We start from the raw sequence: 18,826 nt of genomic DNA on the forward strand, positions 1-18,826 counted from the left end.
CGCATGGCCCGCGTATCCCAGGAACACCTAGACGCCCGTCGCCGCCAGATCCTCGACGGCGCCGCCCGCTGCTTCGCCCGCAACGGATTCCACGCCTCGTCGATGCAGGACGTCCTGAAGGAGGTGAACCTCTCCGCGGGGGCCGTGTACCGCTACTTCAGCGGCAAGGACGAGCTGATCGCCGCCGTCGTCACCGAGGTTCTCGGCGAGATCCGCGAGGCCTTCGAGGAGGCCGCCCGGCAGACCCCGCCGCCGCTGCCGGACGTCCTCGTGGGCCGGGTCATGACCGAGGTGCTCGGTCTGGGAGGCGCGGAGAGGCACGGCCTGACCTGGGAGGGAGAGGCCTCCTTCCCCAGGCTGATGGTCCAGGTCTGGACGGAGACCCTCCGCGACGGCGAGCTGTCGGCGCTGCTGCGCGAGGGTTTCGGCACGGTGCGTGAGGCCTGGGTGAAGATCGTCGAGGGCTATCAGGACGCCGGTGTGATGCGGGCGGACATCCCCGCCGAGCATGTCGCGAGGACCCTGATCGCCGCGGCGCAGGGGTTCGCCGCCCAGCAGGCGCTCTTCGGTTCGGCGCCCGTCGAGGTCATCCAGGACGGACTGCGGGCGTTGATGAGTGTGGAGACGCCACGCGAGGGCGCCGGGCCGGTATCGGCGGCACAGGCGTCCGACGTGGTGATCCTCGGAGAATCCCCGCGTGGTGGTTAACGTCCCTGAAATCCCGCGCAACTAGCCTGCACCACCACGTCACCAGGGGTTTTCGCAGCCCGGACGCGCACCGTCGCGCAATCCGGCCGCGTACCGCAGTCGCGTCGCGTACCGCGTCCCGATTCTTCGTGGTGGCCGCGGCAACCGGACCCCGCACGGTCCGGAGCGAGGACCGAGAGGTGGACGCCGTGCAACTGACGCCGCACGAGCAGGAGAGGCTGCTCATCCATGTGGCCGCCGATGTGGCCGAGAAGCGCCGGGCCAGGGGACTGAAGCTGAATCATCCCGAGTCCGTCGCCCTGATCACCTCGCACATCCTCGAAGGGGCCAGGGACGGCCGCACGGTGGCCGAGCTCATGGCCTCCGGTCGCGCGGTCCTCACCCGGGAGGACGTCATGGAGGGCATCCCCGAGATGATCCCCGACGTCCAGGTCGAGGCGACCTTCCCCGACGGCACCAAGCTCGTCACCGTCCACGACCCGATCGTCTGACGGGGGAGCAGCAGAAATGATTCCCGGAGAGATCCTGTTCGCCGACGGGCCCGTCGCCTTCAACGAAGGCCTCGACGTCACCCGGCTGACCGTCCTCAACGCCGCCGACCGGCCCGTCCAGGTCGGCTCGCACTACCACTTCGCCGAGGCCAATCCCGGCCTCGACTTCGACCGCGCCGTCGCGCGCGGCAAGCGGCTCAACGTCGCCGCGGGCACCGCCGTGCGCTTCGAGCCCGGAATCCCCGTCGCCGTCGAACTCGTACCGCTCACCGGTGCCCGTGTCGTGCCCGGCCTGCGCGGCGAGACCGGAGGTGCTCTCGATGCCTGACATCTCGCGTGCCGCGTACGCCGACCTGTTCGGCCCCACCACCGGCGACCGCATCCGGCTGGCCGACACCGACCTCCTCATCGAGATCGAGGAGGACCGTTCCGGCGGCCCCGGACGCGCCGGTGACGAGGCCGTGTTCGGCGGCGGCAAGGTCATCCGCGAGTCCATGGGCCAGTCGCGCGCCACCCGCGCCGAGGGCACCCCGGACACGGTCGTCACGGGCGCGGTGATCGTCGACCACTGGGGGATCGTCAAGGCCGACGTCGGAATCCGCGACGGCCGGATCACCGGCATCGGCAAGGCGGGCAACCCCGACACCATGGACGGGGTCCACCCGGACCTCGTGATCGGCCCGGAGACCGAGATCATCGCCGGCAACGGGCGGATCCTCACGGCCGGCGCCATCGACGCCCACGTGCACCTGATCTGCCCGCAGATCGCCGACGAGGCCCTCGCCTCCGGCATCACGACCCTCGTCGGCGGCGGCACCGGGCCCGCCGAGGGATCCAAGGCCACCACCGTCACCCCCGGCCCCTGGCACCTGGCCCGGATGCTGGAGGCCATGGAGGGGTACCCGCTCAACTTCGGCCTCCTCGGCAAGGGCAACACCGTCTCCCACGAGGCGATGCTGTCGCAGCTGCGCGGCGGGGCGCTCGGGCTCAAGCTGCACGAGGACTGGGGTTCCACGCCCGCCGTCATCGACGCAGCGCTCACCGTCGCGGACCGGACGGGCGCCCAGATCGCCATCCACACGGACACCCTCAACGAGGCCGGGTTCGTGGCCGACACGCTCGCCGCCATCGCGGGGCGCACGATCCACGCGTACCACACGGAGGGTGCGGGCGGCGGGCACGCGCCGGACATCATGACGGTGGTCTCCGAGGGGCACGTACTGCCGAGTTCGACCAACCCGACCCGGCCCTACACCGTCAACACCGCCGAGGAACACCTCGACATGCTGATGGTCTGCCACCACCTGAACGCCGCCGTGCCCGAGGACCTCGCCTTCGCCGAGTCCCGGATCCGGCCCACCACCATCGGGGCCGAGGACATCCTGCACGACCTCGGCGCGATCTCGATCATCTCCTCCGACGCCCAGGCGATGGGGCGCGTGGGCGAGGTCATCATGCGGACCTGGCAGACCGCGCACGTCATGAAGCGGCGCCGGGGAGCCCTGCCCGGCGACGGGCGGGCGGACAACCACCGGGTTCGTCGCTATGTCGCCAAATACACGATCAACCCTGCCGTCGCGCAGGGCCTCGCCCGCGAGATCGGCTCCGTCGAGACGGGCAAACTCGCCGACCTGGTGCTGTGGGAGCCCGCGTTCTTCGGGGTCAAGCCGCATCTCGTCGTCAAGGGCGGGCAGATCGCGTACGCGCAGATGGGCGACGCCAACGCGTCCATCCCCACTCCGCAGCCGATCCTGCCGCGGCCGATGTTCGGCGCGATCGGCCGGGCACCCGCGTCCAACTCCTTCAACTTCGTGGCACCGATCGCGATCGAGGACGGGCTGCCGGAGCGGCTCGGGCTCGGGAAGCGGTTCGTGCCGATCGAGTCGACGCGCGGGGTGACCAAGGCGGACATGCGGGAGAACGACGCGCGGCCGCGGGTCCAGGTCGACCCCGACAGCTTCGCCGTCACCATCGACGGGGAACTGGTGGAGGCCACGCCCGCCGCTGAACTGCCCATGGCCCAGAGGTACTTCCTTTTCTGATCCCGACACCGATGCCGGTCGGGCCCCGGCCCGTCCGGCGTCGGTCTCCGCGTCGGCCGACTTCTCCGGCTCCTGCTTTTTGACCCTGCTTTCCGACTCTGCGTCCTGGGACTCGTCATGTCGCGTGCTGCGTTGCTCGTTCTGGCCGACGGCCGGTTTCCCGCGGGAGGGCATGCCCACTCCGGCGGGGCCGAGGCGGCCGTCAAGGCCGGGCGGATCACCGGTGCGCGAAGCCTGGAGGAGTTCTGCCGGGGTCGGTTGCACACGGCCGGGCTGGTGTCGGCCGCGCTCGCCGCCGGGGCCGCGCTCGGCCTCGACCCGGTGGCGCTGGACGGCGCCGCGGACGCCCGCACGCCGTCGCCCGCTCTGCGGGTCACCGCGCGCAGGCTCGGGCGGCAGCTGATGCGGGCCGCCCGGGCGACCTGGCCCTCGCCCGAACTCGACGCGCTGGCCGAGGAGTTCCCCAAGGGGGCCCACCAGCCGGTCGTCCTCGGGCTGACGGCCCGGGCCGCCGGCCTCGGCGCGGAGGACGCCGCGTACTGCGCCGTGTACGAGTGCGTGAGCGGGCCGGCGAGTGCGGCGGTGCGGTTGCTGAGTCTCGACCCGTTCGACGCGACCGGGGTACTGGCACGGCTGGCTCCCGAGCTCGACCGGGTCGCGCTTCAGGGCGCCGAGGCCGCGCGGCGTGCCGTGGACGACGGGGTCGGTGTGCTGCCCGCGGCTTCCGCGCCGGTGCTGGAGATCAGTGCGGAGGTGCATGCGGCTTGGGCTGTGCGGCTGTTCGCCTCGTAGGGAGCCCGCGGCGGGGCTGATGACTCATGGGTCGGACCTGCCGCCCCTGCCCGTCGCGTCCCTTCCCGGGGCGCCCCCTCCCAAAGACCACCGGGCCGGCCTCGCCCGCGAGCGCCGGACAGACTCAAGAGCTGGAGTCGTACCCATGCACCTAGACCACTCCCACGACGGCCCGTCGGCTGTCAGCGCCGACGCCCACCGGCCCGACGGGCGGCGCCGTGCCCTGCGTATCGGGCTCGGAGGGCCCGTCGGGTCCGGGAAGACCGCCACCGTGGCCGCGCTGTGCCGGGCGCTGCGCGACGAGTTGTCGCTGGCGGTCGTCACCAACGACATCTACACCCGTGAGGACGCCGAGTTCCTGCTGCGGGAGGCCGTGCTGCCGCCCGAACGGATCACGGCCGTCGAGACCGGGGCCTGCCCGCACACGGCGATCCGGGACGACATCTCCGCGAACCTCGAAGCGGTCGAGGATTTGGAGGACGAGGCCGGGCCGCTGGATCTGATCCTCGTCGAGTCGGGGGGCGACAACCTGACGGCGACCTTCTCGAAGGGGCTCGTCGACGCACAGATCTTCGTGATCGACGTCGCGGGCGGCGACGACATCCCCCGCAAGGGCGGCCCCGGAGTCACCACCGCCGACCTGCTCGTGGTCAACAAGACGGACCTCGCCCCCCACGTCGGCTCGGACCTCGCACGCATGGCCGCCGACGCGAAGGCGCAACGGGCCGAACTGCCGGTGGTGTTCCAGTCGTTGCGGTCCGAGCACGGTGTCCGGGACGTGGCCGCCTGGGTACGGGCGCGGCTCGCCGTGTGGACGGCATGACGGCGCCGGCCGCCGGGGTGCGGGCCCACGCGCGGATCGGGGCCCGGGCCGACGGCCGGGGCGGTACCGCGCTGCCCACCCTGGAGAGCCAGGGCCCGCTCGCCCTGCGGCGGACGCGGGCCACGGGTTCCGAGGCCAGGGTCATGCTGGTCGGCGCGATGAGCGGGCCCCTGGGCGGTGACCGCTTCACCGTCACCGCCGACGTGGCCGAGGGGGCCCGCCTGCACGTCGGATCGGCCGCGGCCACCATCGCGCTGCCGGGCCAGGACAAGGGAGAGGCCTGCTACGACGTGCGTCTCACGGTCGGCGAGGGCGCCGAACTGTGCTGGCTTCCCGAGCAGTTGATCTCCGCGAAGGGCAGCGACCTGCGTGTCACGACACGCGTCGACCTCGCGGCGGGCGCCCGGCTGACGTTGCGCGAGGAGCAGGTCCTCGGACGGGCCGCCGAGGAGCCCGGGCGGCTCACGAGCCGGCTCACCGCCCTGCTCGACGGACGGCCGCTGCTCGACCAGGAGCTCTCCTGCGGTCCCGGAGCACCGGGGGGATGGGACGGCCCCGCGGTGCTCGCCGGACACCGCGCCCTGGGTCAGCTTCTCGTCGTACGGCCACAGTTCGCGCGGCGGCCGGTCGCACCGCGGCTGCTGGGGGAGTACGCCGCGCTGACCCCGCTCGCCGGTCCGGGCGCCCTGGTGACGGCCCTCGCGCCCGACGCGCTGGACCTGCGCCGCACCCTCGACGAGGCGCTGCGCGTACTGGGCTGAGGACCGGCCGAACCGTGTGCCCGACGACCGGCGAACGAACGTCACCGCTCAACGGGCAGAGATGTTCCGGTTATCGGATTGGCAAAGAAGCCGCGCCGCCCCTGTTCTCAGGGACCTCACAGTCGCAAGGATCCCTCGTACGACCACGACGACAGCAGGGGGAGAACTCACTTGAGGGGTATGAGAAGGGCGACGGCGTTCGGCTCGGCCGGAGCGCTCGTCACGGCGACGCTGATAGCCGGTGCCGTTGCGGCCCCGACAGCCAGCGCGGAAGGCCGCCACGGCCAGGACAGCCAGGCGAGGGGCGCCGCGATCGCCGCCGAGCGCGCCGCGAAGGCCGGCATCGACTGGCAGGACTGTCCCGCCGACTGGGGGATAGCCAAGCCCGTCCAGTGCGGATGGGTCACCGTTCCGCTCGACTACGCGAAGCCGAACGGCAAGAAGATCAAGCTCGCGGTGGACCGCATCGGCAACACGGGCACGAAGGCGGAGCGGCAGGGTGCCCTCGTCTACAACCCGGGCGGCCCGGGCGGCTCCGGACTGCGCTTCCCGCTCCGCGTCACCACCAAGAACCCGCTCTGGGTGAAGACGTCCAAGGCGTACGACTTCGTGGGCTTCGACCCGCGCGGCGTCGGCCACTCCGCGCCCATCTCCTGCGCCGACCCGCAGGAGTTCGTGAAGGCGCCCAAGATGGACCCGGTGCCGGACTCCGAGGCCGACAAGCGCGCCCAGCGCAAGCTCGCCGCCGAGTACGCGGCCGGCTGCGCCGAGCGCAGCGGCAAGATGCTCCCGCACATGACGACCCCCAACACCGTCCGCGACCTGGACGTCATCCGGGCCGCGCTCGGCGAGAAGAAGCTCAACTTCCTGGGCGTCTCGTACGGCACGTACATCGCCGCCGTCTACGGCACCATGTACCCGACCCACGTGCGCCGCATGGTGGCGGACAGTGTCGTCAACCCGTCGCGCGAGAAGATCTGGTACGAGGCCAACCTCGACCAGGACGTCGCCTTCGAGATGCGCTGGAAGGACTGGCAGGACTGGGTCGCCAAGAACGACGCGTCCTTCCACCTCGGCGACACCCGCGCCGAGGTCCAGGCGCAGTGGCTGAAGCTGCGCGCCACCGCCAAGAAGAACCCCATCGGCGGGGTCGTCGGCCCGGCCGAGCTCATCGGCTTCTTCCAGAGCGCGCCGTACTACGACTCCGCGTGGGTCTCGACCGCGACGGTGTTCAGCAAGTACGTCGCCGGTGACACCCAGGCGCTCGTCGACGCCGCCGCTCCCGACCCGTCGGACACTGCGGGCAACATCGCCTCGGAGAACGGCAACGCCGTCTACACGGCCGTCGAGTGCACCGACGCCAAGTGGCCCACCAGCTGGAAGAAGTGGGACCGCGACAACTCGAAGCTGCACAAGAACTACCCGTTCATGACGTGGGCCAACGCCTGGCTGAACCTGCCGTGCGCGACCTGGCCCGCCAAGCAGCAGACCCCGGTGAACGTGAAGACCGGCAAGGGCCTGCCGCCCGTCCTGATCGTCCAGGCCACGCGTGACGCCGCCACCCCGTACGAGGGCGCCGTCGAGCTGCACAAGCGGTTCAAGGGCTCCCGCCTGATCACCGAGAAGGACGCGGGCTCGCACGGCGTGACCGGGCTGACGAACCCGTGCGTCAACGAGCGGGTGGACACCTACCTGCTCACCGGCAAGGTCGACGCGGCCGACGTGACGTGCACCCCGCACGCCACGCCCAAGCCGTAGCGGACACCGGGAGTCGAAGCGGAGGGGGCGGCCGTCCTGACGGCCGCCCCCTCTCGCGCGCCGCGACTCAGACGCCCCGCCCCGCCAGCCAGGCGTCCTCCGCCGCGTAGTCGAAGAGGTCGCCGTACGCGGCGAACATCTTCGGATACGCCTGACGCCAGTCCCCGTCGGCCAGCCGGCGCTCGATCCACGCGATCGTCTCCGGCAGCGTCCCGGCGTACTCCGTCACAGCCCGGTACCCCAACTCCCGCTCCGCCGCCGTCATGTCGCAGACCACCGGGTGCGGCACCGTCCACGGGGTGTCGCCGACGCCGGGCGCCGGAACGGGCCCGTCGACCAGGACGGTCTCGGTGTCGGCGCCCATCACGGAGTCGATCGCCCGGGCGATCTCCGCCACCGTGGGCGCGTCGGGATCCACGGCGTTCAGCACACGAGCGCCCGGCCGCGCGGCGGCCAGCCGGGCCAACTCCGCGATGTTGTGGACGCTCACCGGATGGAAGCGGCTCCCGCCGCCGAAGGCGAGGACGCGCCGGGTACGGCCGTCCAGGTTGCGCTTGACGAAGTACAGCTCGCGCGGTGTGAGACAGCGCGGCCCGTGAACGGCCCCCGCCCGCAGCACCGTGGCCAACAACCGGTCGGCGGCGGCCAGGAGTTCACGCTCCAGGCCCGCCTTGCGGGAACTGTACGAGGAGCCGCCGGGCGCTATCGTGCGCCGGCCCTCCGTCAACGGCACCGGGTACCGGGGGAAGCCGTCCGGCTCCGTCTGCGAGTCGAAGATGCGGCCCTCGTCGTCCTCGTACACCGACACGCTGGAGATCACCACGGCCGATCCGACGCGACCGGCCAGATTCGTCAACTGCCGGGCGTGCTCCGGCCCGTAGGCCACCACGTCCACGAGCACGTCGCAGCCCTCGCCGACCGCGACGGCCAGCGCGGAGTCGTCGGCGCGGTCCACCCGCGCGGTGCGCACCCCGTCGGGCCAGGCCTTATCCCGTCCGCCGCCCCGGGAGAGAGCCGTCACCTCCCAGCCGTCCCGGGCCGGCGCGCCCACGGCCACCCGCCCGATCTGTCCCGTCGCCCCGATCACCACAGCTCGTGTCATGGAGCGACCGTATGACTCCCGGAGCCCGGGACCCAGCCGATCGGCTGAGGGCAGAGCGTCAGCGCTGCGGCAGGCGGGGGAACTTGCGGGCCTTCGCCTTCGCCGCGGTCTCCTCCGCCTTCACGACAGCCGCGTACCGGTCCACGTACTCCTGCTCGGAGAGGGTGAGGATCGCGTACATGATCTCGTCGGTGATGGCGCGCAGGATCGCTTTCTCGTTCTCCATGCCGGCGTAGCGGGAGAAGTCGAGGGGCTCGCCGAAGCGGATCGCCACAGGGTGCATCTTCGGGATCTTGCGTCCCGGGGGCTGCGCCTCGAAGGTGCCGATCATCGCGCACGGGATGACGGGCACCCCGGCCCTCAGCGCCATCACCGCGACGCCGACCTTGCCCTTGTAGAGCCGGCCGTCGTGCGAGCGGGTGCCCTCCGGGTAGATGCCGAGCAGCTCGTCCTTGCTCAGCACGCCGAGCCCTTCACGGATCGCCGCCTGCCCCGCGTCCTTGCCGGAACGGTCGACCGGGATCTGCCCGGCACTGCGGAAGAAGGTCGCCGTCAGCCGGCCCTTCACGCCCGGGCCCGTGAAGTACTCGGCCTTCGCGAGGAACGTGATGCGCCGCTTGAGGATGGCGGGCATCAGGAAGTGGTCCGAGAACGACAGGTGATTGCCCGCGACGATGGCCGCACCCGTCGCCGGTACGTGCTCCAGGCCCTCGATCCGGGGCCGGAAGACCAGCCGCAACAGCGGTCCCAGAAGCACGTACTTGAGAACGTAATAGAACAACGGGTCGCTCCTCGCTTCGCCGGATTGGCTCAACCGCCGTGTTCTAGCTGGTCAAGAGGTGTGCTGCGGGACGCCAGTGTATGTGCAGGCGTCCAGGCCTGTAACCGTCTCCGGTCGGACTCATGCTGACCTCCTTCCCCTTCGGGCACCACCCGCCACGGTGGCGGGTGGCTCGTTCCCGACCGGCCCCGGGAAGGCTCTCACCGAGCGCTCTGCCGCCGGTCGTCCCGCGGGGCGTCACCGTCCCACGCGCCGACCACGGCGGAGAGGTCGGCCAGCAGCCGGTGGGTGTCCGCGGTCAGGCCGCCCAGCGCGGGCGTGGTCTCGTGGCGGTCGTCCGCGAGTACCGAGGTCAGCCGGTGGTGGGCCGCGGTCGCCGCCTCCAGCGAGCGGCGCCGCTCGTCGGTCTCGCCGTCCCGGGAGCCGAGGACGTCACCGCCCGCCCGCAGCAGTGCCGACAGGATTCCCGGTACGCCCTCCGGGAGCGCGGCGGCCTCGGACAGCGAACGCATGGTCGCCCTGATGTGCTCGGTGATGCCGTCCCAGGTGATGTCCCAGTCGGCGGGCGGCGGGGCGACGACGGAGCGGCGCAGTCTGCGCCCCGGGTTGAACCGGTTGCTCTCGTCCGACCAGCGCCGCGCGGCCCTCAGCTCCGTCACCACGTCGGTCAGGCGCACCGCGCTGTCGTACCAGCCGCGGGTCCGCTCCTCGTCGTACGGCGTGCCGATGCCGTCGGCGACCGTGTGCAGCAGGTCGGCGCAGTCCCGCGGCAGCCGTTCGCGGAGGTGGCGGACACGACGGGAGTGGACCGGCGGCAGGACACCGGCGTTCACGACCACCCCGATGACCGCTCCGAGCAGCGTCTCCAGGAGCCGGTGCAGGATGTCGATGCCGCTGGACGACCCGTAGACCAGGACGAACAGCGCCGCCGTGGGCGCGTAGAGGCCGTGCGCGCCGAAACGCGCGTAGTTGCCGAGGAGGACGGTGAGCGGCAGGACCAGCGCCATCGCCACCATGGTGTTGTGGGTCAGCATGAGAGCACCGGCGGCCAGCAGGGTGCCCACCATGACCACCACGACCTGCTGCAGCGCGGACAGCAGCGAGCGGTAGACGGTGCTCTGCACCAGGAACAGCGCGGTCCACGGCGCCAGGAGTGCCATCGGCGCGTCCCACCACCATCCCGCCAGCGCCCAGGCCAGCAGCGCGGCGCCCGCCGCCTTCAGGGACTGGACGGCGGTGTCGCGCTCGGTCCCGGACTGCGTGACGCACCTGCGGACCGCCCGCCCCACGGCGGCGGCCTCCCAGGTAAGTGCATGCCACAAGTGACGTTCCTCCTCGGTCCAGGTTCGGTGGCGTGTGCCGGGGCACGGGGAGAGCCCGGCCGCGGAGGGCCGGGTCCGGTGAGGGCCGGGTGCCGGGTCGCGCTAGCCGACCTTGTGGCCCTGCAGGGGAGCCGTGTCCGCGCCGGCCCCCTGCCGCACCCCTTGCAGGAACTCCTCCAGCACCTCCTGGGACGTCCGCCCGGCCTGCCAGTGGAGCTCCGTGCGAGCGCGCGAGCAGTCCATGAGCGGAAGCCGCAGTACGGCGTCGAAGAGGTGCGGCGAGGCCGGCAGCAGGTGCAGGCCCCAGGCCGCGGCGATCGCCGAACGCGCGGCGGTGCGCGGCAGCCGGACCGGGCGCGCTCCGAGCATCCCGGCCAGCATCCGCGCGTCGACGGGCGGCTCGCTCGCCAGGTTGAACGCGCCCCGGACCTGACTGTGCACGGCCAGCCGGTACGCCCTGGCCGCGTCGTCGGTATGCAGCGCCTGCACCCGCAGACCGGGGATGTCGGGCAGGAAGGGCAGCAGCTCGGGCCGGACGAGGGAGCCTGGCAGGAAGCGGCCGCCGAAGATACGGCGCTGCTCGCTCGCCGACTCCCGCTTGAAGAGGAAGGCCGGCCGCATCCGCACGACCCGCACCCCGGGGTGCTCGTGCTCGAAGGAGTCCAGGGCCCGTTCCAGATAGGCCTTCTCACGGCAGTAGGCGGCGTCCGGCCAGCCGTGCGTGGGCCATGACTCGTCCACCGTGTGCTCCTTGGGCCCCGGCGAGTAGGCGCCCACCGACGAGGCGTGCACCAGCGCGGGCACCTTCGCGGCCGCCACCGCCTCGAAGACGCGCATGCTGCCGAGCACGTTGGTGCGCCAGGTGGTGGCCGGATCGTGCGTGGGCTGGAAGGCCCAGGCCAGGTGGACGACGGCGTCGGCGCCCTCGAACGTCCCGGCGAGGTCCGTCCCCTCCGACGCCAGGTCCACGGCCGTCCACTGCGTCCTGGCCGGCGACCGGTCGGGAATCCTCCGGGCCAGGCCCACCACCGAGCCGACCTCACTGTCCTTTGCGAGGAGATTCACCAGGCTGGTGCCCACATTGCCGGTGGCACCGGTGCCGACGATCCTGCGGCCCGCTTCGCTGCTCACTGCCGGCTCCTCTCCGAGGGATCCGATCCAGGTGTTTTGGGAGATGCCCGGGCCGAGTACCCGGGGTCCGCGGATGCACGCGACGACCACCGCACCGGTCCTGCGCCGCGGGCCGCGCGGCACACCTGCTTCCCCTCCGTCGGCGGAGTGTCGGACACCGGGGGAAGGGGACTCGGACGGCGGAAGCCGACCACGACCGGACCACGACCGCTGGAGGAGCCACACCATGCGTGCACTGACCTGGCAGGGGAAGCGCGACGTCCGCGTGGAGACCGTCCCCGATCCACGTATCGAGAAGCCGGACGACATCATCGTCAGGATCACATCGACAGGTCTCTGTGGTTCCGACCTCCATCTCTACGAACTCTTCGGTCCCTACATCGACCCCGGCGACATCCTCGGCCACGAACCGATGGGTGTCGTGGAGGAGGTCGGACCGGACGTCCACGCCTTCGCGCCCGGCGACCGGGTCGTCATTCCCTTCAACGTCTCGTGCCGCGACTGCCACATGTGCGACCAGGGCCTGCACTCGCAGTGCGAGACGACCCAGAACCGCGACCGAGGCTGCGGCGCCTCCCTGTTCGGGTACACCAAGCTGTACGGGCAGGTGCCGGGCGGGCAGGCGGAGTTCCTGCGCGTGCCGTTCGGCAACAAGCTGCCCATCAAGGTGCCCGAGGGCCCGCCCGACGACCGGTTCGTCTATCTCTCCGACGTCCTGCCCACCGCGTGGCAGGCGGTCGAGTACGCGGCGATCCCGGAAGGCGGCACCGTCACGGTGCTGGGCCTCGGACCCATCGGGGACATGGCCACCCGTATCGCCCAGCACCGGGGCGCCGGGCTGGTCATCGGCGTGGACCTGGTCAAGGACCGTCTCACGCGCGCCAACGCCCACGGAGTGACGTGCTTCGACGCACGCAGGGACGGCAAGGACCTGACGGAGGCGGTCAGGGACCTCACCGACGGGCGCGGGACCGACGCGGTCATCGACGCCGTCGGCATGGAGGCGCACGGTGCGCCGTTCGCCAAGGCGGCACAGTGGGTCACGGGGCTGCTCCCCGACGCCGTGGCGCAACCCCTGATGGAGAAGGCCGGACTGGACCGCCTGGGAGCCCTGCACGCCGGGATCGAACTCGTCCGCCGCGGCGGCACGCTCTCCCTGTCCGGGGTCTACGGCGGCGCGGTCAGCCCGATGCCGCTCCTGACGATGTTCGACAAGCAGATCCAGCTGCGCATGGGCCAGGCCAACGTATGGCGGTGGGTGGAGGACATCCTGCCGCTGCTCACGGACGAGGACCCGCTCGGTGTGGACACGTTCAAGACGCACGCCATGCCGCTGGAGGACGCACCGAAGGCGTACGCGATGTTCCAGGCCAAGGAGGACGGCATGGTCAAGACCCTCCTGAAGCCGTGACGACGACTTCCGAGGAGTGACCATGCCCAGTGGTTCCAGCCCCAAGCGGGAACGGCAGTACGAGCACATCAAGGAGAGCGCCGAGGAGCGCGGCGAGAGCACCGGGCGGGCCAAGGAGATCGCCGCCCGCACGGTGAACAAGGAACGGGCTCGCTCGGGCGAGTCCAGGACGGCGAGCAGGACGTCGACGCGGGACACGTCGTCGTCGGAGCGCGGCGGCCAACGGTCGCACAGCGGCGCGGCCGGCCCCACCTACGACCAGCTGTACGAAGAGGCCAAGCGGCGCAACGTCAAGGGCCGCTCCTCCATGAACAAGACCGAACTGAAGCAGAAGCTGGGGCACTGACCGCGGGCCCCGACCGGGCCCCGGACGGGACGGTGTCCGGCGCGCGCCGGGGACGACCCGGCGAGCGGACCTGTTCGGCCGGGGCGCGACGGGGTACCCGCGAGGTGGCCGAGCGGCCGCGGGACCGCCGGGCCGCGGACCCGGTGGGACCCGGGTCCGCGGCCCGGCCCTCTTTTGCGTACGGGCCGGTGCGATCCGGTGCGGGCGTCCGGCGGGTGCGGTGCGGACTGAGGTGTTCACTCCTTCGGCGGCGCCGTGCCCCCGGGTTTCGGACAGGGCCCGGGCGCGCGGCCCCGCTCACCCGTGGGCCGTGGCGGTGCGGCATGCGGTGAGGCGGCCGTCCTCCGGCGCGGAACCGACGGTTCACCGATCGGGCCGTGGGTACCCAGGCGTCGCCCCCGACGCTTGGAGACGTGATGACGGAGAAGAACCCCCTGAAGGCCGTGGTGGAGAAGGCGGCCGACGCGCTGCGTGAAGGGGGACCGGAGGACGGTGTTCCCGGCAAGCCGGGAGTGCGGACGCCCCCCGTCGACGAACCGACCGAGCCCCGCGAACCCCTGCCGCCCAAGGCGGACCAGGGCGCGCCCGAGACGGTCAGCCCCACGGGGCTGCCGACCGGCGCGGACCCGGACGTGCGGGCCCAGGGCGGCGCCCATCTGACCACGGCCCAGGGAACTCGGCTGTACGAGACCGATCACTCCCTGAAGGCCGGCGCCCGCGGACCCGTGCTCCTCCAGGACCACCACCTGCGGGAGAAGATCACCCACTTCGACCACGAGCGGATCCCGGAACGGGTCGTCCACGCCCGGGGCGCCGCAGCGCACGGCGTCTTCCAGGGGTACGGCACCGCCGCGAAGGTCACCAAGGCGGCCTTCCTCGGCGACGGGATCGAGACACCGGTGTTCGTGCGGTTCTCGACCGTGCTCGGCTCACGCGGCTCCTCGGACACGGTGCGTGACACCCGGGGCTTCGCGACGAAGTTCTACACCGCCGAGGGCACCTTCGACCTGGTCGGCAACAACATCCCGGTTTTCTTCATCCAGGACGCCATCAAGTTCCCGGACGTCATCCATGCCGGAAAGCCGCACCCCGACCGGGAGATCCCGCAGGCACAGAGCGCCCACGACACGTTCTGGGACTTCGTGACCCTGCACACCGAGGCCACCCACCACACGCTGTGGAACATGTCCGACCGGGGCATCCCGCGCTCCTACCGCATGATGGAGGGCTTCGGCGTCCACACCTTCCGGCTGGTGAACGCCGAGGGCGCCACCACGCTGGTGAAGTTCCACTGGAAGCCGAAGCTCGGGGTGCACTCCCTGGTGTGGGAGGAGGCGCAGATCGCGGGCGGCATGGACCCCGACTTCCACCGCCGTGACCTCGCCGACGCCATCGAGGCAGGGGCGTACCCGCAGTGGGAGCTGGGCATCCAGACCTTCCCGGACAACGCCGAGCAGACCTTCGAGGGCATCGACCTGCTCGACCCGACGAACATCGTCCCGGAAGAGCTGGCCCCCGTGCAGCCGATCGGCCTGCTGACGCTGAACGCCAACCCGACCAACTACTTCGCCGAGACCGAGCAGGTCGCCTTCCACCCCGGCCACCTCGTGCCCGGCATCGACGTCACCGACGACCCGCTGCTGGCCGGCCGGCTCTTCTCCTACCTGGACACGCAGATCAGCCGGCTGGGCGGACCGAACTTCGGACAGATCCCGGTCAACCGCCCGCACGCCCCCGTCAACGACATGCTGCGCGACGGCATGCACCAGACGGCCGTGCACACCGGTACGGCGCCCTACCGGCCCAACTCCCTCGACGGGGGCTGCCCGTTCCTGGCGGGCGAGGACACCCGCGCGTACATCGAGACCCCGGTGGAGGTGCCGCGGGCGAACAAGGAGCGCAGGGCCCCGGCCTCCTTCTCGGACCACTTCAGCCAGCCGCGGCTCTTCTGGCTCAGCATGACGCCGGTGGAACGCGAGCACATCGTCGCCGCCTACACCTTCGAACTGGGCAAGTGCTACGAGCAGGCCGTCAAGGAGCGTGCGCTGAAGGTCCTCGCCAACATCGACCCCGAACTGTGCGCGCAGGTCGCCACCGGCCTCGGCCTGCCCGCGCCCGAGGCCACCGTGCCGCTCGTGGCGGCCGACCCCAGCCCCGCCCTCTCCCAGATCGGCGGGACGTGGCCGCTGGACGGGCGGATCATCGGCATCGTGACCGACGAGCAGGGAGACCTCGACGGCGTACGCGTCGTGCGCGAGGCGGTCCTGAGCGCCGGCATGGTCCCCCTGGTGATCGCCCCCACCGGCGGGAAGCTCGACGCGGAGGGCGAGCCCCTCCAGGTGCAGCGCACCTTCGCCGCCGCCAGGTCGGTGGAGTACGACGCCCTCCTGGTCGCGGGTGTCCCCGGCCACGGCAAGGACGCCTACGGTGCACGCGACGCCAAGGCGGGCGACGCCGGACTCGAGGGGATCGCCGACCCGCGGGTGTCGCTGATGCTGGCGGAGGCCTTCCGGCACGGTAAGGCCGTCGGAGGCTGGGCCGGCGCCGACGCGGTGCTGGCGGCCGCGGGCATCCCGGCGGACGCCGCGGGCGTCGTGACCGCGGACAGCGGCTCGGGTGCCCTGGAGCAGATCACCCGGCTCCTGGGCGAGCACCGGGTCTGGGCTCGCTTCGGGACCGCGCTCTGACCCGGGCGGCCATCGACGACGGGTCGTAGCGCACGATGACGGGCCGCTCCGCCCGGGTGGTCCCGGGCGGAACGGCCCGGTCGTGCGACTGACCGGAAACGGCCGGTGCCCGCCCTCCCGGACGTCGTGTACGGCCCGGCTCCCCGGGTACCCGTCGGTCGCTTCAGACGGGTGTCGCCGCGACATCGACGGCCGCTCGACGCGACGGCCGCTCGACGAGAGCGGGATGTCCGCGGCGCCGGCCGGGCCGGGCCCGTCAAAGCGCCGTCGGCGCGCGGAGGCGACAGCACCAAGGGCGCCGACTACGGCAAGCGACTGCTGCGCAGCCGGCTGGAGGGCTGAGCAGAAGCAGGCCCCGGGCCCTCGTGGCCCGGTCTCGTGCGGGGCGCGGGGTACGCGGACACGGCATGGCCACCGGTCCGTCGTACCCCGCGTCCCGCCACGCGGCGGGCGCACGAGCCGCGGAGGGCGCGGGCCGGAGTACCGGAGCGTTGCCTCGCCCGAGGCCCGGAACTGCTGAGCCCCGCCCCGCCCAGGGCCTAGGCCCCCTGCCCCAGTACCGTCTCCAGCGCCCCGAGGGCCGTTCGCAGTTCCTCGCCCGTGATGGTCAGCGGGGGAGCGAGGCGGATCGTCGAGCCGTGGGTGTCCTTCACGAGGACGCCCTCCCGCATGAGGCGTTCGCTGATCTCGCGGCCGGTGCCGATCGCGGGGTCGATGTCGACGCCCGCCCACAGCCCGCGCGCCCTGAAGCTCTTGACGCCCTTGCCGACGAGCGCGTCCAGGCCGCCGCGCAGGACCACGCCCAGCTCCGCCGCCCTGCGCTGGAACTCGCCGGTCTCCAGGAGTTCGACGACGGCCGAGCCGACCGCCGCCGACAGCGGGTTGCCGCCGAACGTCGAGCCGTGCTCGCCCGGCCGCAGCACCTGGAGCACCTCGCGCCGCGCGACCACCGCGGAGACCGGGACGATGCCCCCGCCGAGCGCCTTGCCGAGGAGCAGCACGTCCGGGACGACTCCCTCGTGCTCGACGGCCAGGGTGCGGCCCGTCCGTCCGAGGCCCGACTGGATCTCGTCCGCGACGAACAGACATCCGGTCCGCCGGGTCAGCTCACGCACGCCCCGCAGATAGCCGTCGTCCGGGATGACGACTCCGGCCTCGCCCTGGATGGGCTCGATCAGCACGGCCGCGGTCGTCTCGTCGATCGCCGCTTCGAGCGCGGCGAGATCGTTGTACGGGACGACGCGGAAGCCCGGCGTGAACGGGCCGAAGCCCGCCCGGGCCGTCTCGTCGGTGGAGAAGCTGACGATGGTCGTCGTACGGCCGTGGAAGTTGTCGGCGGCCACGACGATGGTCGCCCGGTCCGGTGCGACCCCCTTCACCTCGTACGCCCACTTGCGGGCCACCTTGACGGCGCTCTCCACGGCCTCGGCGCCCGTGTTCATCGGCAGGACCATGTCCAGGCCCGTCAGCTCGGCCAGCGACTCGGCGAACTGCGCCAGCCGGTCGTTGTGGAAGGCCCGTGAGGTCAGCGTCAGCTGGTCGAGCTGGCGGTGCGCGGCCTCGATCAGGGCCGGGTGCCGGTGGCCGAAGTTGAGGGCCGAGTACCCGGCCAGCATGTCCAGGAAGCGACGGCCCTCGACGTCCTCGACCCAGGCACCCTCGGCGCGCGCGACGACGACCGGCAGCGGGTGGTAGTTGTGCGCGAGGACGGGTTCCTCGGCACGGATCAGCTCGGCGGACGAACGCAGGGAACGGCTGGGCGCGACAGTCATGAGCGGATCTCCTGGGTGCAGCACTTGATGCCTCCGCCGGCCTTCTGGAACTCCGACAGGTCGACGGGGACGGGAACATAGCCGTGGCGGGCGAGTTCGCCCGCGAGGGCCTCGGCGCGCGGCGAGATGAAGACGTGGCGGCCGTCCGAGACGGAGTTCAGCCCGAACGCCAGCGCGTCCTGAGAGGTGGCCACCACCGCGTCCGGGAAGAGCCGCCGAAGCACCTCGCGGCTGCCGGCGGAGAAGGCCTGCGGGTAGTACGCGATGTTCGCCTCCGCCCCTTCGTCGAGCACGAACAGCGCGGTGTCGAGGTGGTAGAAACGCGGGTCCACCAGCTGGAGGCTGACCGTGGGGACGCCGAAGAACTCCTGCACCTCGTGATGGGCGGCCCGCGCCGTACGGAAACCGGTGCCGGCCAGGACGTAGCGGCCCACGGGCACCAGGTCGCCCTCGCCCTCGCACACCGACTCGGGGCGGTAGACGTCGAAGCCCGCGTTCTTGAACCACGTCTCGTACGCGTTGGACTCCGGGCGGCGCTGCGGTGCGTGGAAGTACGAACCGAAGACCCGGCCCGCCATGACCAGCGCCGAGTTCGCGGCGAAGACCATGTCCGGCAGGTCGGCGACCGGTTCCACGCTGTCGACGGTGTGGCCGTGGGCGCGGTAGGCGCGGATCAGCTCCGCCCACTGGTCCCGGGCCAGATCGACGTCGACGTGTGTGTCCTCATGCATCCAGGGATTGATGGCGTACTGCACGGCGAAGTGTCTGGGTTCGCAGACAAGGAAGCGCCTCGATCGCGGCACACGGCTCATGGGCACAGAGGGGTTCCTCCGCTTTCCTGCGGTATCGGGTCTGATGCCTCAACGGTAGGAAGCGCGGGACAAGCGCGACAAGAATCA

General features: G+C 71.9%; 18 protein-coding genes. 12 read left to right on the plus strand and 6 right to left on the minus strand.

Annotated features, from left to right (window positions below; genetic code table 11):
- Nucleotides 1-3 precede the first annotated feature (3 nt).
- The 8 genes from O1Q96_RS16315 (at nt 4) to O1Q96_RS16350 (ending at nt 7,375) form a co-directional block, all read left to right on the plus strand.
- Nucleotides 4-708, plus strand: a complete 705-nt coding sequence (locus tag O1Q96_RS16315) for a TetR/AcrR family transcriptional regulator (RefSeq protein WP_269248860.1) — start codon at nt 4-6, stop codon at nt 706-708.
- Between the two features lie 188 nt (nt 709-896).
- A complete protein-coding gene (locus O1Q96_RS16320) occupies nt 897-1,199 on the plus strand; it encodes an urease subunit gamma (RefSeq protein ID WP_269253615.1) in 303 nt (100 codons plus the stop codon).
- Nucleotides 1,200-1,215: 16 nt separating this feature from the next.
- Nucleotides 1,216-1,527, plus strand: a complete 312-nt coding sequence (locus tag O1Q96_RS16325; protein ID WP_269248861.1) for an urease subunit beta — start codon at nt 1,216-1,218, stop codon at nt 1,525-1,527.
- Complete coding sequence (locus O1Q96_RS16330) at nt 1,520-3,241, plus strand: urease subunit alpha (protein ID WP_269248862.1); 1,722 nt, start codon at nt 1,520-1,522, stop codon at nt 3,239-3,241. Before O1Q96_RS16325 ends, O1Q96_RS16330 begins: the two co-directional genes overlap by 8 nt.
- 117 nt (nt 3,242-3,358) lie before the next feature.
- Nucleotides 3,359-4,033 carry an urease accessory protein UreF gene (locus tag O1Q96_RS16335; protein ID WP_269248863.1) on the plus strand — a complete coding sequence of 225 codons (675 nt, stop codon included), beginning with the start codon at nt 3,359-3,361 and terminating at the stop codon, nt 4,031-4,033.
- 145 nt (nt 4,034-4,178) lie between these two features.
- Nucleotides 4,179-4,856, plus strand: a complete 678-nt coding sequence (gene ureG / locus O1Q96_RS16340) for an urease accessory protein UreG (protein WP_269248864.1) — start codon at nt 4,179-4,181, stop codon at nt 4,854-4,856.
- Nucleotides 4,853-5,617: an urease accessory protein UreD gene (locus tag O1Q96_RS16345; RefSeq protein ID WP_269248865.1), complete on the plus strand. Its 765-nt coding sequence runs from the start codon at nt 4,853-4,855 to the stop codon at nt 5,615-5,617. Before ureG ends, O1Q96_RS16345 begins: the two co-directional genes overlap by 4 nt.
- Nucleotides 5,618-5,797: 180 nt before the next feature.
- Nucleotides 5,798-7,375, plus strand: coding sequence for an alpha/beta hydrolase (locus O1Q96_RS16350; RefSeq protein WP_217454631.1), 1,578 nt, complete (start codon nt 5,798-5,800; stop codon nt 7,373-7,375).
- Nucleotides 7,376-7,442: 67 nt separating this feature from the next.
- Here O1Q96_RS16350 and O1Q96_RS16355 read toward each other — a convergent pair whose 3' ends face one another.
- From O1Q96_RS16355 to O1Q96_RS16370, 4 genes are all read right to left on the minus strand, one after another.
- On the minus strand, nt 7,443-8,477 hold the full coding sequence (locus O1Q96_RS16355; protein ID WP_269248866.1) for an NAD-dependent epimerase/dehydratase family protein: 1,035 nt from the start codon (nt 8,475-8,477) through the stop codon (nt 7,443-7,445).
- A gap of 58 nt (nt 8,478-8,535) precedes the next feature.
- The gene (locus O1Q96_RS16360; RefSeq protein WP_269248867.1) at nt 8,536-9,258 is read right to left on the minus strand and encodes a lysophospholipid acyltransferase family protein; all 723 of its coding nucleotides are present in this window, start codon (nt 9,256-9,258) and stop codon (nt 8,536-8,538) included.
- A gap of 200 nt (nt 9,259-9,458) precedes the next feature.
- The gene (locus O1Q96_RS16365) at nt 9,459-10,580 is read right to left on the minus strand and encodes an FUSC family protein (RefSeq protein WP_269248868.1); all 1,122 of its coding nucleotides are present in this window, start codon (nt 10,578-10,580) and stop codon (nt 9,459-9,461) included.
- A 102-nt stretch (nt 10,581-10,682) separates the two neighbouring features.
- On the minus strand, nt 10,683-11,711 hold the full coding sequence (locus O1Q96_RS16370) for an SDR family oxidoreductase (RefSeq protein WP_269248869.1): 1,029 nt from the start codon (nt 11,709-11,711) through the stop codon (nt 10,683-10,685).
- A 226-nt stretch (nt 11,712-11,937) separates the two neighbouring features.
- On the opposite strand from O1Q96_RS16370, the gene O1Q96_RS16375 reads away from it, so the two are divergent.
- The 4 genes from O1Q96_RS16375 (at nt 11,938) to O1Q96_RS16390 (ending at nt 16,497) form a co-directional block, all read left to right on the plus strand.
- Nucleotides 11,938-13,122, plus strand: a complete 1,185-nt coding sequence (locus O1Q96_RS16375; protein ID WP_269248870.1) for an alcohol dehydrogenase catalytic domain-containing protein — start codon at nt 11,938-11,940, stop codon at nt 13,120-13,122.
- Nucleotides 13,123-13,144: 22 nt separating this feature from the next.
- Nucleotides 13,145-13,468 carry a plasmid stabilization protein gene (locus O1Q96_RS16380; RefSeq protein ID WP_269248871.1) on the plus strand — a complete coding sequence of 108 codons (324 nt, stop codon included), beginning with the start codon at nt 13,145-13,147 and terminating at the stop codon, nt 13,466-13,468.
- Nucleotides 13,469-13,884: 416 nt separating this feature from the next.
- Nucleotides 13,885-16,155 (plus strand): catalase, encoded by a 2,271-nt coding sequence (locus O1Q96_RS16385; RefSeq protein WP_269248872.1) that lies wholly within the window; start codon nt 13,885-13,887, stop codon nt 16,153-16,155.
- A 171-nt stretch (nt 16,156-16,326) separates the two neighbouring features.
- A complete protein-coding gene (locus O1Q96_RS16390) occupies nt 16,327-16,497 on the plus strand; it encodes a hypothetical protein (RefSeq protein ID WP_269248873.1) in 171 nt (56 codons plus the stop codon).
- Nucleotides 16,498-16,694: 197 nt separating this feature from the next.
- Here O1Q96_RS16390 and rocD read toward each other — a convergent pair whose 3' ends face one another.
- Nucleotides 16,695-17,927 (minus strand): ornithine--oxo-acid transaminase, encoded by a 1,233-nt coding sequence (rocD, locus tag O1Q96_RS16395; protein ID WP_269248874.1) that lies wholly within the window; start codon nt 17,925-17,927, stop codon nt 16,695-16,697.
- Nucleotides 17,924-18,745, minus strand: a complete 822-nt coding sequence (gene ddaH / locus O1Q96_RS16400; protein WP_269248875.1) for a dimethylargininase — start codon at nt 18,743-18,745, stop codon at nt 17,924-17,926. The genes rocD and ddaH overlap by 4 nt, the downstream gene beginning before the upstream one ends.
- Between the last annotated feature and the right edge of the window lie 81 nt (nt 18,746-18,826).

The organism is Streptomyces aurantiacus (assembly GCF_027107535.1).
Lineage (GTDB): Bacteria > Actinomycetota > Actinomycetes > Streptomycetales > Streptomycetaceae > Streptomyces.

Excerpts from the sequence above, each read along its gene's own strand:
- O1Q96_RS16315 (WP_269248860.1), top strand. The coding sequence starts at position 4 with ATGGCCCGCGTATCCCAGGAACACCTAGACGCCCGTCGCCGCCAGATC.
- O1Q96_RS16325 (WP_269248861.1), top strand. The coding sequence starts at position 1,216 with ATGATTCCCGGAGAGATCCTGTTCGCCGACGGGCCCGTCGCCTTCAAC.
- O1Q96_RS16330 (WP_269248862.1), top strand. The coding sequence starts at position 1,520 with ATGCCTGACATCTCGCGTGCCGCGTACGCCGACCTGTTCGGCCCCACC.
- O1Q96_RS16335 (WP_269248863.1), top strand. The coding sequence starts at position 3,359 with ATGTCGCGTGCTGCGTTGCTCGTTCTGGCCGACGGCCGGTTTCCCGCG.
- ureG (WP_269248864.1), top strand. The coding sequence starts at position 4,179 with ATGCACCTAGACCACTCCCACGACGGCCCGTCGGCTGTCAGCGCCGAC.
- O1Q96_RS16345 (WP_269248865.1), top strand. The coding sequence starts at position 4,853 with ATGACGGCGCCGGCCGCCGGGGTGCGGGCCCACGCGCGGATCGGGGCC.
- O1Q96_RS16350 (WP_217454631.1), top strand. The coding sequence starts at position 5,798 with ATGAGAAGGGCGACGGCGTTCGGCTCGGCCGGAGCGCTCGTCACGGCG.
- O1Q96_RS16355 (WP_269248866.1), bottom strand. The coding sequence starts at position 8,477 with ATGACACGAGCTGTGGTGATCGGGGCGACGGGACAGATCGGGCGGGTG.
- O1Q96_RS16375 (WP_269248870.1), top strand. The coding sequence starts at position 11,938 with ATGCGTGCACTGACCTGGCAGGGGAAGCGCGACGTCCGCGTGGAGACC.
- O1Q96_RS16380 (WP_269248871.1), top strand. The coding sequence starts at position 13,145 with ATGCCCAGTGGTTCCAGCCCCAAGCGGGAACGGCAGTACGAGCACATC.
- O1Q96_RS16385 (WP_269248872.1), top strand. The coding sequence starts at position 13,885 with ATGACGGAGAAGAACCCCCTGAAGGCCGTGGTGGAGAAGGCGGCCGAC.
- rocD (WP_269248874.1), bottom strand. The coding sequence starts at position 17,927 with ATGACTGTCGCGCCCAGCCGTTCCCTGCGTTCGTCCGCCGAGCTGATC.